At 70.8% G+C, this 16,801-nt stretch carries 14 protein-coding genes and 1 pseudogene; 8 read left to right on the top strand and 7 right to left on the bottom strand.

Annotated elements, in window-relative coordinates; genetic code table 11:
• The 7 genes and pseudogenes from SACSA_RS25915 to SACSA_RS0108200 form a co-directional block, all read left to right on the top strand.
• A pseudogene (locus SACSA_RS25915) lies at positions 1-641 on the top strand (hypothetical protein); the annotation flags it as partial.
• The gene (gene nuoK, locus SACSA_RS0108225; protein ID WP_019814967.1) at positions 638-937 is read left to right on the top strand and encodes an NADH-quinone oxidoreductase subunit NuoK; all 300 of its coding nucleotides are present in this window, start codon (positions 638-640) and stop codon (positions 935-937) included. The pseudogene SACSA_RS25915 and the gene nuoK, both read left to right, overlap by 4 nt.
• Before the next feature lie 22 nt (positions 938-959).
• A complete protein-coding gene (gene nuoL / locus SACSA_RS0108220; protein WP_019814966.1) occupies positions 960-2,858 on the top strand; it encodes an NADH-quinone oxidoreductase subunit L in 1,899 nt (632 codons plus the stop codon).
• Positions 2,855-4,402, top strand: coding sequence for an NADH-quinone oxidoreductase subunit M (locus tag SACSA_RS0108215; RefSeq protein WP_019814964.1), 1,548 nt, complete (start codon positions 2,855-2,857; stop codon positions 4,400-4,402). Before nuoL ends, SACSA_RS0108215 begins: the two co-directional genes overlap by 4 nt.
• An 8-nt stretch (positions 4,403-4,410) precedes the next feature.
• Complete coding sequence (gene nuoN / locus SACSA_RS0108210) at positions 4,411-5,985, top strand: NADH-quinone oxidoreductase subunit NuoN (RefSeq protein WP_019814962.1); 1,575 nt, start codon at positions 4,411-4,413, stop codon at positions 5,983-5,985.
• A 259-nt stretch (positions 5,986-6,244) separates the two neighbouring features.
• Positions 6,245-7,264 (top strand): polyprenyl synthetase family protein, encoded by a 1,020-nt coding sequence (locus SACSA_RS0108205; protein WP_028661675.1) that lies wholly within the window; start codon positions 6,245-6,247, stop codon positions 7,262-7,264.
• A gap of 32 nt (positions 7,265-7,296) precedes the next feature.
• The gene (locus SACSA_RS0108200) at positions 7,297-8,352 is read left to right on the top strand and encodes a sunset domain-containing protein (protein ID WP_019814958.1); all 1,056 of its coding nucleotides are present in this window, start codon (positions 7,297-7,299) and stop codon (positions 8,350-8,352) included.
• 362 nt (positions 8,353-8,714) lie between these two features.
• Here SACSA_RS0108200 and SACSA_RS0108195 read toward each other — a convergent pair whose 3' ends face one another.
• The 3 genes from SACSA_RS0108195 to SACSA_RS0108185 form a co-directional block, all read right to left on the bottom strand.
• Entirely contained in the window at positions 8,715-9,779 is a 1,065-nt protein-coding gene (locus SACSA_RS0108195; protein WP_019814956.1) for a 2-oxoacid:ferredoxin oxidoreductase subunit beta, read from the bottom strand.
• Positions 9,776-11,689: a 2-oxoacid:acceptor oxidoreductase subunit alpha gene (locus SACSA_RS0108190; protein ID WP_019814954.1), complete on the bottom strand. Its 1,914-nt coding sequence runs from the start codon at positions 11,687-11,689 to the stop codon at positions 9,776-9,778. Before SACSA_RS0108190 ends, SACSA_RS0108195 begins: the two co-directional genes overlap by 4 nt.
• 169 nt (positions 11,690-11,858) lie before the next feature.
• Complete coding sequence (locus SACSA_RS0108185; protein WP_019814952.1) at positions 11,859-12,305, bottom strand: Lrp/AsnC family transcriptional regulator; 447 nt, start codon at positions 12,303-12,305, stop codon at positions 11,859-11,861.
• Positions 12,306-12,379: 74 nt separating this feature from the next.
• On the opposite strand from SACSA_RS0108185, the gene ddaH reads away from it, so the two are divergent.
• Positions 12,380-13,204 carry a dimethylargininase gene (gene ddaH / locus SACSA_RS0108180; protein WP_198009011.1) on the top strand — a complete coding sequence of 275 codons (825 nt, stop codon included), beginning with the start codon at positions 12,380-12,382 and terminating at the stop codon, positions 13,202-13,204.
• A gap of 97 nt (positions 13,205-13,301) precedes the next feature.
• Here ddaH and SACSA_RS0108175 read toward each other — a convergent pair whose 3' ends face one another.
• The 4 genes from SACSA_RS0108175 to SACSA_RS0108160 form a co-directional block, all read right to left on the bottom strand.
• Positions 13,302-14,195, bottom strand: a complete 894-nt coding sequence (locus SACSA_RS0108175) for a metal ABC transporter permease (protein ID WP_019814948.1) — start codon at positions 14,193-14,195, stop codon at positions 13,302-13,304.
• Positions 14,192-15,091 (bottom strand): metal ABC transporter permease, encoded by a 900-nt coding sequence (locus SACSA_RS0108170; RefSeq protein WP_019814947.1) that lies wholly within the window; start codon positions 15,089-15,091, stop codon positions 14,192-14,194. The genes SACSA_RS0108175 and SACSA_RS0108170 overlap by 4 nt, the downstream gene beginning before the upstream one ends.
• Positions 15,088-15,861, bottom strand: a complete 774-nt coding sequence (locus SACSA_RS0108165) for a metal ABC transporter ATP-binding protein (protein WP_028661673.1) — start codon at positions 15,859-15,861, stop codon at positions 15,088-15,090. Before SACSA_RS0108165 ends, SACSA_RS0108170 begins: the two co-directional genes overlap by 4 nt.
• Positions 15,858-16,801: metal ABC transporter solute-binding protein, Zn/Mn family (locus SACSA_RS0108160; protein ID WP_157596735.1), on the bottom strand; the 944-nt coding region annotated here is incomplete at its 5' end. The genes SACSA_RS0108160 and SACSA_RS0108165, both read right to left, overlap by 4 nt.

Here is a 16,801-nt window from a genome sequence, read left to right as displayed (position 1 = left end):
CGCTGGCCCGCGCGGTCGCCGACGTGACCCCGGCGCGGCCGCTCGACCCGTGGAGCGCCGAAGGCGGCGGCGCGGGTGGTCTCGGCCGGATCATCTTCAGCGACTACCTGTTCCCGTTCGAACTCACCGCGGCGTTGCTGATCACCGCGGCGATGGCGGGCATGGTGCTCTCGTTCACCACCCGGCACGCCAGTGGCGGCAAGCGCAGCCAGCGGGAGCTGGTGCTGGCCCGCTTCCGCGGCGAGTACGAGCGGCCTTCGCCCAAGCCGGGACCGGGCGTGTTCGCCACGTCCAACTCGGTCGCCACGCCCGCGCTGTTGCCCGACGGCTCCGTGGCACCCGAGTCGCTGTCCGAGCTGATCGAGTCCACACCCGCGGCGCGGTTGCAGGACGCGCGCAGGCGGGTCGCGGGCCAGGAGCCGCAGCCGGACGCGCACGCCCTGGTGGGAGGCGAGAGCGGTACGGAGGCGACCCCCGCGGCGACCGGGACGCCCGGTTCGAACGGCGCGGCAGGCCACGGCGCCGAGAACGGCCCCGACGAGGACGGCCCCGACGAGGACGGTGCCGACCAGGACCGTGCCGACGGAACCGGCCGCGAGGGCGACGCCGAGCACGGCACAGGGGAAGGACAGAACCGGTGACCCCGACGTACTACCTGCTGTTGTCGGCGCTGCTGTTCACCATCGGCGCCGTCGGCGTCCTGGTGCGGCGCAACGCCATCGTGGTGTTCATGTGCATCGAGCTGATGCTCAACGCGGTGAACCTGTCGCTGGTGACGTTCGCGCGCATCAACGGCTCGATCGACGGTCAGGTGATGGCGTTCTTCGTCATGGTCGTCGCGGCGGCGGAGGTCGTCGTCGGGCTGGCGATCATCATGTCGATCTTCCGCACGCGGAGGTCGGCGTCGGTCGACGACACCAACCTGCTGAAGTACTAGCCTCCAACCACAGGGAACTACCTTGATCGCTCAATCGTGGCTGCTGGTCGCGTTGCCCGCGCTCGGCGCCCTCGTGCTGTTGGTCGGTGGCAGCCGCACCAACGCCTGGGGGCACCTGCTCGGGTGCGCGACGGTCATCGCGTCCTTCGTGTACGGTCTCGCGCTGTTCTTCAGTGAGTCGCTGTCGCAGGCCACCGACACCACGATGTACTCGTGGATTCCGGTCGAGGCGTTGCAGGTCGACTTCGGGTTCCGCGTCGACCCGCTCTCGGTGACGTTCGTCCTGCTGATCACCGGTGTCGGATCGCTGATCCACATCTACTCGATCGGCTACATGTCCGACGACGACTCCCGGCGGCGGTTCTTCGGGTACCTGAACCTGTTCGTGGCCGCGATGCTGGTGCTGGTGCTCGGCAACAGCTTCGTGCTGCTGTATCTGGGCTGGGAGGGTGTCGGCCTCGCCTCCTACCTTCTGATCGGCTGGTACCAGGACCGGCCCTCGGCCGCCACGGCCGCGAAGAAGGCGTTCCTGATGAACCGCGTCGGCGACGTGGGCCTGGCGCTGGCGATCTTCATGATGTTCAAGTACATCGGCAGCACCAACTACGCCGAGGTGTTCGCGGGCGTCGGTGACCTGTCCGGGGGCGTGATCACCGCCATCGCCCTGCTGCTTCTGCTGGGCGCGTGCGGCAAGTCGGGCCAGTTCCCGCTCCAGGCGTGGTTGCCCGACGCGATGGAAGGCCCCACGCCGGTCTCGGCGCTCATCCACGCGGCCACGATGGTCACCGCGGGCGTGTACCTCATCGCCCGCGCCTCGCCGATCTACAACCTCACCGCCGACGGCCGCCTCGTCGTCACGATCATCGGCGCGTTCACGCTGATGCTCGGCGCGATCATCGGCTGCGCCTACGACGACATCAAGAAGGTGCTGGCCTACTCCACGGTGAGCCAGATCGGGTACATGATGCTCGCCGTGGGCCTCGGCCCGGTGGGCTACGCCCTCGGCATCGCGCACCTGCTCACCCACGGCTTCTTCAAGGCCGGGCTGTTCCTCGGCGCCGGGTCGGTCATGCACGCCATGAACGACGAGGTCGACATGCGCAAGTTCGGTGGGCTGGCGAAGAAGATGCCGATCACCGCGGCCACGTTCGGGCTCGGATACCTCGCGATCATCGGGTTCCCGTTCCTGTCCGGGTTCTACACCAAGGACGCCATCATCGAGGCGGCCTTCGGGCAACAGGGCTGGCGCGGCTGGGTGTTCGGCGGCGCGGCCCTGCTGGCGGCCGGCATCACCGGCTTCTACATGACCCGGCTGGTGCTGCTGACCTTCCTGGGCAAACAGCGCTGGCGCGAGACCACCTCGGCCGACGGCCGCGAGTTCCACCCGCACGAGTCACCGCCGGTGATGACGGTGCCGATGATCGTGCTCGCCGTGGGCTCGGTCGGGGCCGGGTTCCTGCTCATGTCCGGTGACACGCTCGCGGACTTCCTCGCCCCTTCGGTGGGCGCGCTCGCCGAGTCCGACCACGGCGTGCTGCCCCACGCGGTGATCCCGTGGCTCACCGTGGGCCTGTCCGCGCTGGGCGCGCTGGTCGCGTGGCTGCTGTTCGGCAGGCGTGAGACGCCGGTCGAGCGTCCGGAATCGGTGTCCTGGCCCGTGCGTGCCGCGCGCAAGGACCTGTACGGCAACGCGCTGAACGAGGCGCTGGTCGCCACGCCGGGCCTGTGGGCCACGCGGTTCGCGGTGTTCCTCGACAACCGGGGCGTCGACGGCGCGGTGAACGGGCTGGCGGCCGCGCTCGGAGGCGGGTCGAGCCGACTGCGCCGGTTGCAGACCGGGTTCGTCCGGTCGTACGCCTTGTCGATGCTCGGCGGGTCGTTCCTGCTCGTCGCCGCACTGCTGTTGGTGAGGTTCTCATGAGTTGGCTCGTAGCCCTGATCCTGCTGCCGTTGCTCGGCGCCCTCGTGGTGGCCGGGCTGCGCGAGAACGACCGCGTGGCGACGCTCGTCGCGCTGGCCGTGTCCGTCGTGGAGCTGGCCCTCGTCGTTCCCCTGTGGATCGCCTACGACCCGGGTGGGGAACGGCTCCAGGTCCTCACCTCGGTGGACTGGATTCCGGCGTTCGGGGTGCACCTCTCCTTCGGCATCGACGGCATCGCCCTGCTCATGGTCGCGGTGACCGCGTTGCTCGTGCCGGTCGTCATCGCGCTGCTGCACTCGACCGACCGGCTTCCCGACGAGCGCAGGGTGGGCAGCTTCCTCGCGCTGATCCTGCTGCAGGAGGCGCTGACGATCGCCGTGTTCGCGGCGACCGACGTGTTCCTGTTCTACGTGCTCTTCGAGATCATGCTCGTGCCGATGTACTTCCTCATCGGCTTCTACGGCGGGCCGAGGCGGCAGTACGCGGCGGTGAAGTTCTTCCTGTACTCGTTCCTCGGCGGACTGATCATGCTCGCCTCGGCCATCGGGGCGTACTCGCTGGCCGCCGACGAGCTGGGTGGCGGCACGTTCGACTGGGCCACGTTGGTCGCCGTGGTCAGCGATGCGCCGACGAGCACGCAGATCTGGCTGTTCCTCGGGTTCTTCCTCGCGTTCGCGATCAAGGCACCGCTGGTGCCGTTCCACACGTGGTTGCCCGACGCGGCCGGACAGGCTCCGGTCGCGGTGACGGTGCTGCTGGTCGGGGTGCTCGACAAGGTCGGCACGTTCGGCTTCCTGCGCTACAGCCTGCCGATGTTCCCCGACGCCAGCGCCGAGCTGGCGCCACTGGTGCTCGTGCTCGGCGTGGCAGGCATCATCTACGGCTCGATCCTGGCGGCGGGCCAGCAGGACATGAAGCGGTTCGTGGCCTACGTGTCGATCGCCCACTTCGGATTCATCGCGCTGGGCATCTTCGCGTTCACGCCGCAGGCCACCGTCGGCTCGGCGACCTACATGCTCAACCACAGCCTCGCCACCGGCATGCTGATCCTGGTCGTCGGCATCATCGCGGCGCGTGGCGGGTCCAGCCGCATCTCCGACTACGGCGGAATGGTCAAGGTGACGCCGATCCTGGGCGGGATGCTGCTGCTGGCGGGCATGTCCACGCTGTCGCTGCCCGGCACTAACTCGTTCGTCTCCGAGTTCCTCGTGCTGATCGGCGCGTTCGACTCGCGGCCCGTCTACGCCATCATCGCCACGGTCGGCATGGTGCTCGCCGCCGCCTACGTGCTGTGGCTGTACCAGCGGATCATGACCGGGCCGGTGCGCGGTGACGCGCTGGTCGGGGCAGGCGGTGGGCCGGGGACGGCGATGGCGCCCGAGGCCGGAGCGAAGAAGGCCGTGCGTGACCTGTCCGGCAAGGAAATCGCGGTGCTCGCGCCGCTGGTGGTGCTGATCGTCGGGCTCGGGTTCTACCCCGAGCCGGTGCTCGACACGGTCTCACCCTCGGTGGACGCGACGCTGACAGCGGTGCAGGAAAGGTAATCCCAGCCGTGTTGAACGTTCATTTCGCCCAGCAACAGGGGCCGATCGAGGCGCCCGGGATCGACTACGCGGCGATCATGCCGATGCTGATCGTGTTCGGCGTCGCGTGTGTCGGCGTGCTGCTCGAGGCGTTCCTGCCCAAGGAGAAGCGCTGGTCCACCCAGGTCGGGCTGACCCTGCTCGCCATCGTGGGCGCCGGTGTGGCCCTGGGCGTCTACGTGGGCGACGCTCCCGAGGGCGGTGTGACCACCCTCAGCGGCACCGTCGCGGTGGACGGCCCCGCCCTGTTCCTCTGGGGCACGCTGCTGGCGTTGTCGGTGGCGGCCGTGCTGCTGATCGCCGACCGGGTGGTCGAGCGCGGCGGCGCGTTCGTCGCCGAGGCCGGGATCAGCCCGGGCACGGTGCAGGACCGGGAGCAGGCCGCCACCCAGAGCATGCAGACGGAGGTCTTCCCCCTCACGCTGTTCGCGCTCGGCGGCATGATGGCCTTCACCGCGGCCAACGACCTGCTCACGATGTTCGTGGCGCTCGAGGTGCTGAGCCTGCCGCTGTACCTCATGTGCGGGCTGGCGCGCAGGCGGCGGCTGCTGTCGCAGGAGGCGGCGGTCAAGTACTTCCTGCTGGGCGCGTTCGCGAGCGCGTTCTTCCTGTACGGCATCGCCCTGCTCTACGGCTACGCCGGGTCGGTGCGCTTCTCCGAGATCTCCGCCGCGACGGCGGCCACCGACCGGTCCGACACGCTGCTGTTCGCCGGGCTCGGCCTGCTGATGGTGGGCCTGCTGTTCAAGGCTTCGGTCGGCCCGTTCCACACCTGGACCCCGGACGTGTACCAGGGCGCGCCGACGCCGATCACCGGCTTCATGGCGGCCTGCACGAAGGTGGCGGCGTTCGGCGGCCTGCTCCGGGTGCTGACCGTCGGGTTCGAGTCCACCCACTGGGAGTGGCGTGGTGTGCTGTGGGCCGTGGCGATCGTGTCGATGGTGATCGGCGCGGTACTGGGCCTGACCCAGACCGACGTGAAACGCATGGTCGCCTACTCGTCCGTGGCGCACGCCGGGTTCCTGCTCATCGGCACCATGGCGCTGACCGACGAGGGTTTGTCGGGCACCATGTTCTACCTGCTGGCCTACGGTTTCACCACGCTGGCCGCGTTCGGTGTGATCTCGCTGGTGCGCGACTCCTCGGGCGAGGCCACCCACCTGTCCGCGTGGGCGGGTCTGGCACGGCGGTCACCGCTGGTGGCGGGAGTGTTCACGTTCCTGCTGTTCGCGTTGGCCGGAATCCCGCTCACCAGTGGATTCGTGGGCAAGTTCGTCGTGTTCTCCGCGGCGTTGTCCGACGGCATGGCGCCGCTGGTGGTGATCGCCCTGGTGTTCAGCGCCGTCGCGGCGTTCTTCTACCTGCGGGTCGTGGTGCTGATGTTCTTCTCCAAGCCCGCCGAGGAGGGGCCCACGGTCAGCGTGCCCGGCACCTTCACCACGGCCGCGATCACGCTCGGCGTGGTCGTCACCCTGCTCCTGGGCGTGGCGCCGACGTTCGCGCTCGACTGGGCGGGTGCCGGCGGTTTCGCCCTCACCTCCTGACCGCTCCCGGCGGTGGTCCCGGGAAACACCGTCGGTGGCCGGAGCGTGATCACCGGTGGTGCGGTCGTCGCCGACCGGTGTGCGACGACCGGCCGCCGTCGGGCATGGGTGGGCACCACCGGCACGGTCCTGGCCGCACGCGCCGGGAGTGCCGGTGCCATCACCCCGAGTGCTGCTACCAGCGGGTCATCGTGGCGTGACCCCGCCCCATTAGGCTTGGAGCCGACCGAGAACCCGGGGCCGGAAGGGCGGAGCCGACGTGTCAGTGCGTGAGGGCGCCATCGAGGAATTGCGCGCTGCGGTCGGACTGCGAATCGCGGACGAGGACCTGCTGCGCGCGCTCGTCACCGGTCTGGACGACGTCGAGAACATCCTGCGCGAGGTCGTCCGCAGCGACGTGGACGCCATCGACGAGGCCGCACGCCACCTGGTGGATGCCGGGGGCAAACGCTTCCGGCCGATGTTCACCCTGCTCGCCTCCCAGTTCGGCCCGCACGGCCGGGACGCGGTGGTGACCGCGGCCGCGGCGGTCGAGCTGGTGCATCTGGCCACCCTCTACCACGACGACGTCATGGACGAAGCCACGATGCGGCGCGGTGCCGCCAGTGTCAACGCGCGCTGGGACAACACCGTGGCCATCCTCACCGGCGACTACCTGTTCGCGCACGCCTCGCGGCTCGTGGCCGATCTCGGCACCGATGCGGCGCGGATCATCGCGGAGACCTTCGGCGAGCTGGTCACCGGCCAGATGCGGGAGACCGTCGGCCCGGTCGGCGACGAGGACCCCGTGGCGCACTACCTCTCCGTCATCGCACAGAAGACCGGCTCACTGATCGCCACGGCGGGCCGGTTCGGCGGCATGCTCTCCGGCGCCCCCCAGGAGATCATCGACGCCTTGCGCCGGTTCGGCGACCTCGTGGGCACGGCGTTCCAGATCTCCGACGACATCATCGACATCGCGTCGTCGTCGCGGGAGCTCGGTAAGTCGCAGGGCACCGACCTGCGCGAAGGGGTACGCACGCTGCCCATGCACTACGCGTTGTCCGGTGGCGGCGCCGACTCGCGGCTGGCCACCCTGCTCGACGGCCCGCTCACCGACGACGCGCTGGTCGACGAGGCGCTGCACCTGCTGCGCACCTCCGGTGGGCTCGAACGCGCTCATGCCACGCTCGCCGACTACGCTCGGCGGGCACGGGAGGAACTCACCGTGTTGCCCTCCTCGCCTGCGCGGGACGCGTGCGAGTCGGTCGCCGACTACCTCGTCGCCCGGACCCACTAGGAACGCCACGGGTTGGAAAGGACCACGAGCCCATGTCGGTTTTCGGTCAGGTCTGGGCGTTCAGCGCCGCCGCGTTCGTGCTGGGCGCGCTGCTCGCCTGGTTCTTCCTCGCGCGGCCCGCGCAGCGGCGCGTCCACGAGCTGCGGCGTGAGCAGCGCGAGGACGGTGCCGCCCGGGCGCGGGAGGACAAGGACACGCGGATCGCCCCCTCCCCGGCACGGGTGGCCGACGACAAGGAGGGCGACGACGCCGTCGCACCCCGGCCCCGGTCCTTCGTGCCCACCGATGCCGACCACACCAACGATGCGGGGTCGTCGCACTCGGCCGCGCCGAGCTGGCCGGAGAAGGACAGTCTCCGCGGCCGCGGTGGCAGCAGGCGCGCGGACGAGTTCGACGAGCTCGACGCCGAGTTCGCCCGCCAGGACCGGGTGGAATCGGGGTACCCGGCACCGCCCGAGGTGGACGGTCCGACGCGCATCGAACCGCGCCACGGTGACCGGCTCGACGTGGAGCCACCGCAGGACGAGGCCGAGGCGGGGCACGGCGGCAGACTGTTCGATCCGCCGGAGTCCGGCGGCGCCGACGACAGCACCCGGGTGGAGCAGCCGCCCGCCTACGCCTTCGGTTCCGGCCGGGACGACGAGCCGGAACAGCGGCCCGACTGGGTGGAGCACACCCACGTGCTGCCGAAGCGACAGCCGGGGACGTCACCGTTGGAAAGCTTCGAACAGCCGAAGCCGCTTCCCCCGTCGGCGCGTCCGGGGCAACGCCGGGAGACGGAGGGCTCCGGCAGGAGCCGTGGCGGCTCGCTCTTCGAGCCCGCCTCGCCCGTGCCTGGTCCGCAGACGCCCCGCTCCGGGGCCGAGACTTCCCGACCGGAGATGCCGTCGGGGCCGTTCGGCCCGGGTTCCGCGATGCCCCGGCCGGGTGGCGAACGTCCCTCGGAGGAGTACACCGTCAAGGCGAGCGTGACCGCCCTGCGGTACTGCGACGAGTCCTCGCCGGAGTTCGCGAAGATGGTCGCCGAGGTCTGGTTCCGCACCCCCGAGGACGCCGAACGCGTCGGCTTCCGCCCCCTGAACACCTGACTCCCACCCCGCGAGTTGCCCCTGCCCGTTCGCGAGTTGCCCCTGGCGGCCCGCGAGTTGCCCCTGGCTGTCTGCGAGTTGCCCCTGGCTGTCTGCGAGTTGCCCCTGGCGGACGCGGGGAGCTGGCCGTGGCCGTGGTTGGCCGCCTCGTCCCGTCGTCGGCCCGGCTGTTGAGCCCGTGGAGTGCTTCGGATCCGGGGTGACTCGCGCGCCTGGCGAGGGCAACTCGCGCGTTGTGAGAGGCAACTCGCGGGGGTGGCAGGGGCAACTCGCGCGTTGTGAGGGGCAACTCGCGCGCCTGGCAGGGGCGACTCGGCAGCCCGCGAGGGGCGACTCGCGGGCTGTGCGGGGCGACTCGCGGGTTATTCGACCGTCCAGGTGTCCTTGCCGCGCAGGAGAGCCTGAAGGTCCGGCTCCTTGGCCTGTCGAGCCTGGTCGACCTGCTCGCGGGCCTGGTCGTCGTAGGTCGGCCGGGAAACCTGGCGGAAGATGCCGGTCGGCGTGCAGGTCAGGTTCTGGTCGCCGATGCGGGACAGCGCGAACGCGTACGCCGTGTCCTCGATGGTGGGGTCGTGCACGACGAGGTTCTCCTCGCCGATCTCGGAGACCTTGCCGGCTTCGAGGCCGCCCCAGCCGCCGCGGCCGACGCCGTACTCGCCCTCGGGGCCGAACCTGATGGGCTCGCCGGTACGCAGGGGAATGATCCGGCGCGCGGCCTCGTCGGAGTCCTTGAGCACGTCGAACGCGCCGTCGTTGAAGATCGGGCAGTTCTGGTAGATCTCCACCAGCGCCGAGCCGCGGTGTTCCGCGGCGGCGCCGAGCACCTCGGTGAGGCCCTTGCGGTCGGAGTCGAGCGCGCGGCCCACGAACGACGCCTCGGCGCCGAGCGCGAGCGAAACCGGGTTGAACGGGGTGTCCAGCGACCCCATCGGCGTGGACTTGGTGACCATGCCCTGGTCCGAGGTGGGCGAGTACTGGCCCTTGGTCAACCCGTAGATGCGGTTGTTGAACAGCAGGATCTTGAGGTTGACGTTGCGGCGCAGGGCGTGGATGAGGTGGTTGCCGCCGATGGACAGCGCGTCCCCGTCACCGGTGACCACCCACACCGACAGGTCGGGCCGGGTGGTGGCCAGCCCGGTGGCGATGGCGGGCGCACGTCCGTGGATGGAGTGCATCCCGTAGGTGTTCATGTAGTACGGGAACCGTGACGAGCAGCCGATCCCCGACACGAACACGATGTTCTCGCGCTTGAGGCCGAGGTTCGGCAGGAACGACTGGATGGTGTTCAGCACGACGTAGTCGCCGCACCCGGGGCACCAGCGCACCTCCTGGTCGGACTTGTAGTCCTTGGCCTTCTGCTTCTCGTCGGTCGTGGGTACCAGGTCCAGCCCGCCGATGGTCGGCAGGCCCAGATCGGTGGCGGTCATGCGGCCACGACCTCCTTGATCACGTCGGTGAAGACTTCCTCGAGTTCCTCGGCCTTGAACGGCAGGCCGGCGACCTTGGTGTGGGAGCGGATGTCGACCAGGTACTTCGCCCTCAGCAGCATGGCGAGCTGGCCCATGTTCATCTCGGGCACCACGACGGTGTCGTAGGAGGCCAGGACTTCACCGAGGTTCGCGGGCAGCGGGTTGAGGTGCCGCAGATGTGCCTGGGCGATCGGGATGCCGTGCTTGCGCACCCGGCGGCAGGCGGCGCCGATGGGGCCGTAGGACGAGCCCCAGCCCAGTACCAGCACCCGCGCCTGCCCGTTCGAGGGGTCGTCGACCTCGATGTCGGGCACGTCGATGCCGTCGATCTTGGCCTGGCGCAGCCGCACCATCGCGTCGTGGTTGTCCGGGTCGTAGGAGATGTTGCCCTTGCCGTCGGCCTTCTCCAGGCCGCCGACGCGGTGTTGGAGGCCGGGGGTTCCGGGCACGGCCCACTCCCGGGCCAGCGTCTCAGGGTCGCGCACGTACGGCCAGAACTCGCCGGAGCCGTCCGGTGCGTTCGGCTCGGCGGCGAACTCGACCCGCAGGTCCGGCAGGTTCTCGACGTCCGGGATCAGCCATGGTTCGGAGCCGTTGGCGACCGCGCCGTCGGAGAGCAGCAGCACCGGCGTGCGGTAGGCCAGCGCGATCCGGGCGGCCTCCAGCGCGATGTCGAAGCAGTCGGCGGGGGTGCTCGGCGCCACGATCGGCACCGGCGACTCGCTGTTGCGTCCGAACATGGCCTGCAGCAGGTCGGCCTGTTCGGTCTTGGTGGGCAGCCCCGTCGAGGGGCCGCCCCGCTGGACGTCGATCACCACGAGGGGCAGCTCGATCATCACGCCCAGCCCGATCGTCTCCGACTTCAGCGCGATGCCGGGACCCGACGTCGAGGTCACGCCGAGGGCGCCACCGTAGGAGGCGCCGAGCGCGGCGCCGATCCCGGCGATCTCGTCCTCGGCCTGGAACGTGGTGATGCCGAAGTTCTTGTGCTTGGACAGTTCGTGCAGCACGTCCGAGGCGGGGGTGATCGGGTAGGTCCCGAGCAGCACGGGGAGCCCGGAGCGCTGGCCCGAGGCCACGATCCCGTAGGCCAGCGCGGTGTTGCCGGTGATCTGCCGGTAGATGCCCTTCGGCAGTTTCGCCGGGGCGACCTCGAACGTCGTGCCGAACGCCTCGGTGGTCTCGCCGTAGTACCAGCCCGCGCGGAAGGCCAGCACGTTGGCTTCGGCGATGTCCGGCTTGGTAGCGAACTTCTCGCGCAGGAACGCCTCGGTTCCCTCGGTCGGCCGGTGATACATCCACGACAGCAGGCCGAGCGCGAACATGTTCTTGCAGCGTTCGGCGTCCTTCTTGCCGAGTCCGGTGTCGGCGAGCGCGCCCTGGGTCAGGGTCGACATGGCGACCCGGTGGACCTCGAACGCCGAGAGCGTGTCATCGGCGAGGGGGTCGGCGGTGTAGCCGACCTTGCTGAGGTTGCGCTTGGAGAACTCGTCGACGTTGACGATCACCGTGCCGCCGCGCGGCACGTCGGCGATGTTGGCCTTGAGCGCGGCCGGGTTCATCGCGACCAGCACATCGGGGCGGTCGCCGGGGGTGAGGATGTCGTAGTCGGCGAAGTGCACCTGGAAACTGGAGACGCCGGGGATCGTGCCCTGGGGAGCGCGAATCTCGGCGGGGAAGTTCGGCAGGGTGGCCAGGTCGTTGCCGAAGGCCGCCGCTTCCGAGGTGAACCGGTCTCCGGTGAGCTGCATCCCGTCACCGGAGTCCCCGGCGAAGCGGATCACCACCCGGTCGAGTTGGCTGACCTCCGTCTGCCGTGCCGCGGACAACGTGCCGTCCGATCCGTTGCCGTTCGCGCTCGTGCTCATGGGCCAGCGATTCCCTCTCTCCCGGTTGCGGCGCGGACCGCCCTCATAACTTCGAGATTACTTGGTGTTTTCGACCGCCGTGGTGCGGTGTGATCCGGGTTACCTGTTACCGGTAGTAACACCGTACTCCGGTCCCAACCACTGGGATACGCCGGGTTCCCGGAGCGGGTCAGTGCCCGGGGTCCGGCGGCCGTTCCAGCAGTGTGGACAGCACCACCGTGGACACCGTCCTGTCGATGATCTCCAATCCGCGCAGGCGTTCGAGAGCGTCCTCGAGGTGGTGGATGTCCGCAGCGCGCAGGTGGACGATCGCGTCGGCCGCGCCCGACACCGTGTAGGCCGCCACGACCTCCGGCAGCGGTTCGAGGTGCGCCCGGATGCGGGCGGGGGAGACGTTGCCCTGGCAGTGGACCTCGACGAAGGCCTCGGTGCCCCACCCGAGAGCCTCCGGGTCCACCACGGCGGTGAAGCCGCGCAGCACCCCGCTGTCCAGCAGGCGGTCGACCCTGCGCTTCACCGCCGGGGCCGACAGGCCCACGATGTCGCCGATCTCGGCGTAGCTCGACCGGGCGTTGGCCACCAGGCACGAAACGATGCGCTGATCCAAGGTGTTCACACGCAACGTTTAGCATACTGATGCGCAATCTCCGGCAATTGATAGCCGGATCACGCAGACCATACATTCGAACCATGCGCGTACCCACGCCTCGTCAGTACCTGATGTGCCCGCCGCGCCACTTCGCCGTCACCTACGCCATCAATCCCTGGATGGACCCGGACGTTCCCGTCGACACCGACCGGGCGGTGGCGCAGTGGACCGCGCTGCGGGACACCTACGTGCGGCTCGGGCACTCGGTGTCCGAGATCGAGCCGCAACCCGGCCTGCCGGACATGGTCTTCGCCGCCAACTCGGGGACCGTGATCGACGGCCGGGTGCTGGGCGCCCGGTTCCGGTCGGCCGAACGCGCGGCCGAGGCGGAGCACTTTCGCCGTTGGTTCGTCGAGAACGGCTTCCGCGACGTCACGATGCCCGCCGAGACGAACGAGGCCGAGGGCGACTTCGCCTGGACCGGCCGGGTCCTGCTGGCGGGCACCGGATTCCGCACGGACCCCCGCGCGCATGCCGAGGCGCAGGAGGTGCTGGGCGTGCCGGTCGTGTCGCTGCGACTCACCGACCCGCGCTACTACCACCTCGACACGGCGTTGTTCGTGCTCGCCGAGGCCACCGACACGCGGCCCGCGCAGGTGGCCTACTACCCGGAGGCGTTCTCCCCGGGTTCGCGCCGGACACTGGAGCGGATGTTCCCCGACGCGGTGCTCGCCGGGGCCGACGACGCGGCCTGCCTCGGGCTCAACGCCGTCTCGGACGGGCGCAACGTCGTGTTGCCCGTCGAAGCGCGCGAGCTGGCCGAGCGGCTCGCCGTGCGCGGCTTCGAGCCGGTACCGCTCGACATTTCCGAGCTGCGCAAGTCGGGCGGCGGCCCGAAGTGCTGCACCCTGGAGATCCGCAAGTAACCCGGCACGCCGGGCTGCGTGCCCCCACCGCTTGTGAGCATGTCGTCAAGGCCCCCTTGACTGCGTCAGACGCAGTGAAGGAGGCCTTGACGACATGTCAACGCAAGGATGGCTCCGGTCGTGGGGCGCGAGTGCCGCGGGTGCGGCGGCGGTGGGGCAGCAGGCGGGACAGCGCGAGGGCCAGTAGGAACAGGCAGCCGCCCGCCAGGCCGATCGTGCCCGCGATCGAGGAGTCGAACACCACGGCGGCGTGGTGCCCCGCCACCGAGCTGATCCAGCCCGCCGCCACCGCGACCACGAGCATGGTGCCGAGCCGGTGCGTGAGAAGCCGCGCGGTCGCGGCGGGCAGCACGAAGAAGGTGATCACCAGCACCGCGCCGACGCTGTCGAACGCCACGACCGCGAGCCCGGCCACCGCCACCAGCAGCATCCGCTGCACCACGGCACCCCGCAGCCCGGCCAGCTCGGCGAAGTCGGGGTCGAACGTGCTCGCGTGCAGCGGCCTCCACAGCACCAGCACGAACACCACCGTCAGCACCGCCGCCGCGCCGGTCACCAGTAGCGACGAGGGCACCGGCGTCCCCGCGAGATCCACCGTGCGCAGCGGGGCGAAGGTGATGTCGCCGTAGATCGCCGAGTCGAGGTCGATGTGCGCGCCCGAGGCGAACCGGCTGATGCCGAGGATGCCGAGCGAGAACAGCGCGGGAAACACCAGCGCCAGCGCCGCGTCGGAGCCCACGAGGCCGGTGCGCCGCAGCCACTCGAACCCGGCCACGCACAGCACGCCGAACGCGGTCGCCCCCAGCACGGTCGCGGGCGAGGAGCGTTCCCCCGTCAGCAGGAAGATCAGCACGATCCCCGGCAGCACGGCGTGGCTGACCGCGTCCGGCAGCAGCGCCTGTCCGCGCAGCAGCAGGAACGAGCCCAGCAGCGCGCACGCCGTGGACAGCAGCCCCGCGATCACGACGATCATCACGCCATCGGGGGTCATCGCCCCGGCTCCTCGGAGAACGCCGCACGCCGCCCGCGCAGCCGCGCCAGCACGCCCCGGCGCGGGGCGAAGGTGACCGAGGCCAGCGCCACCGCCGTCACCAGCAGTACGATCACCGGGCCCGCGGGAAGCTCCGCCCGTCCCGAGAGCACACCGCCGGTCGCGCCGCAGATCGCGCCCACCAGTCCCGACACCGGCACCAGCGCCGACAGCCGCCGGGTCACCTGCCGCGCCGCCACCACCGGCGCCACGAGCAACGCCACCATGAGGATGGCCCCCACCGTGCGCACCCCGAGCACCACCGCCATCGCGAGCAGACCCGTGCTGACCAGGTCCACCGCCCACGTCGGCACCCCCGCCACGGCGGTGAACCCGGGGTCGAACGTCGCGCTCCGCAGGACGCGGAATCCCATGACCACCACGGCCAGCGCCACCGCGCCCAGCACCAGCGCGATCGCGATGTCGCGCTCGGTCATGCCCGCCGCCTGCCCGAGCAGGTAGGTGTTCAGACCGGCCTGTGTGCTGTTCCCGCTGCCCCCGATGTGGGTGAGCAGCACGATGCCGAGCGTGAGGGACACCGAGAGCACGACGCCGATCGCGGCGTCGGGACGCAGCCGGGCGGTGCGCTCCAGCGCGATCATCGCCAGCGCGGCCAGCGCCGCCGAGATCGCGGCCCCGAGCAGCAACAGCTCGGGAACCTTGGCGCCGGTGACGAGGAACGCCACCGCCACGCCCGCGAGCGTGCCGTGGCTCATGGCATCGCCGAACATGCTCCGGCGGCGCAGCACCGCCAACGGTCCCAGCGCCCCCGCGACGAACCCGACGACGGCCGTGCCGACCACCACGACGGCGTCCGGGTACGGCAGCGGAAGGGCCTCCAGCACCGTGCCGATCATGAGTCGAGCACCAGCGGGGCCATGCCGTAGGCGCGTTCGAGGTGGGCGGCGGTGAGTACCGACTCCGGCGGGCCGGAGGCGAGCACCGATCCCGCCATCAGTACCGCGTGGTCGAAGCGGGTCAGCACCGTGCGCAGGTCGTGGTGCACCACGACCACCGACACCCCGTCGCGGCACAGCCCGGTGAGCACGTCGAGCAACGCCGACTCGGTGCGGGCGTCCACGGCGGTGAACGGCTCGTCCAGCAGTACCAGCTCCGCGCGCTGGGCCAGCGCGCGGGCCAGGAACACCCGCTGCCGCTGGCCACCGGAGAGCTCGTCGATCGGGCGGTCGGCGAGCCCGGCAACCCCGACGTGGTCCATCGCGGAGGCCACCAGTTCGTCGTCGGCGGGTGTGAGCCGGCGCAACCAGCCCCGGTGCGGGTAGCGGCCCATTTCCACCACCTGCACGGCCGTGATCGGGAAGTCCCGCGTCACCGCGTCCTGCTGCGGCACGTAGGCGACGCGGGCGCGCACCCGTTTCAACGGCTCCCCGAGCAGCCGGACGCGACCCCGCACCGACGGCACCAGGCCCAGCGCCGCCTTCACCAGCGTCGATTTCCCCGCGCCGTTCGGGCCGACCACCGCGCTCAGCGTCCGTGCCGGTATCTCCACGGTGACCCGGTCGAGCACGCCCCGCCCGCCATAGGCGGCGCTCACCTCGGACAGCGCCAGCGCGCTGGGTGCGGCGGCCTCCCGCTCCGAATTCCGCGCACGGCTCACCGCTCTCATCGCAGGCCCTCCACGATCCGGTCGATGTTGGCGCGCACCATGCCGAGATACGTGCCCTCGGCGGTGCCGTCGTCGCCCGCCGAGTCCGAGTACAGCGGTCTGCCGAGGTCGACCTCGCCGCCCCGCTGCCGCACCGCCGCCAGTACCGCGTCCACCGTGCGGGCCGGAACGCTGGTCTCCACGAAGACCGACGGCACGTCGCCGCGCACCACGGCGTCGGCGACGCGGGCGATGTCGGCGGTGCTGGCCTCCTGCTCGGTCGAGATGCCCTGCACGGCCACCACCTCCAGCCCGAACGCCCTGCCGAGGTAGCGGAACGCGTCGTGCGAGGTGACCAGGACCCGGGAGGCCGGGGGAATGGTGGCGATCGCGGCCCGGGCCTCGTCGGCCAGTGCCAGGACACGGGCGCGGTAGTCGGCGCCGGCACGGCGGTAATCCTGGGCGTGGGCGGGGTCCAGCTCGCCCAGGCGCGCGGCGACGGCGTCGACGACGTGCGCCCACAGCTGCGGGTCGAACCAGATGTGCGGGTCGTGCTCCTCCTCCGGCGCCGCTCCGGCGGGAGGGGAGAGCAGCAGGCGCTCCGGCACCGCCTCGCCCGCCCGCAGGACGGAGCCGGTGCGGTCGACCTCGGTCAGCGTGCGCTCAAGGGAGCCCTCCAGGTACAGGCCCACCGCGAACACCGCGTCCGCCGTGCGCATGTGCCGCAGGTCGCTCGCCGTGGCCTGGTAGAGGTGCGGGTCCACCCCGGGGCCCATCAGGCGGACGGTGCGCACGTGCTCACCGCCGACCCTGCGCACGGTGTCGTCGAGGAAGGTCGTGGTGGTGACCACCCGCAGCGGGCCGTCTCCGGAGGCGGCGCCGGTGGCGGGACCCACCGCGTACGAGATCGCGCCGGTGAGCGCGAGCGCCGCGGCGCACAGCAGTGCGGCCACGGCGCGAC

It is taken from the genome of Saccharomonospora saliphila YIM 90502 (assembly GCF_000383795.1).
In the GTDB taxonomy this organism is placed as follows: domain Bacteria; phylum Actinomycetota; class Actinomycetes; order Mycobacteriales; family Pseudonocardiaceae; genus Saccharomonospora; species Saccharomonospora saliphila.
The sequence above is the reverse complement of the archived record's forward strand: the minus strand, read 5'-3'. Positions and strand labels throughout refer to the sequence as shown.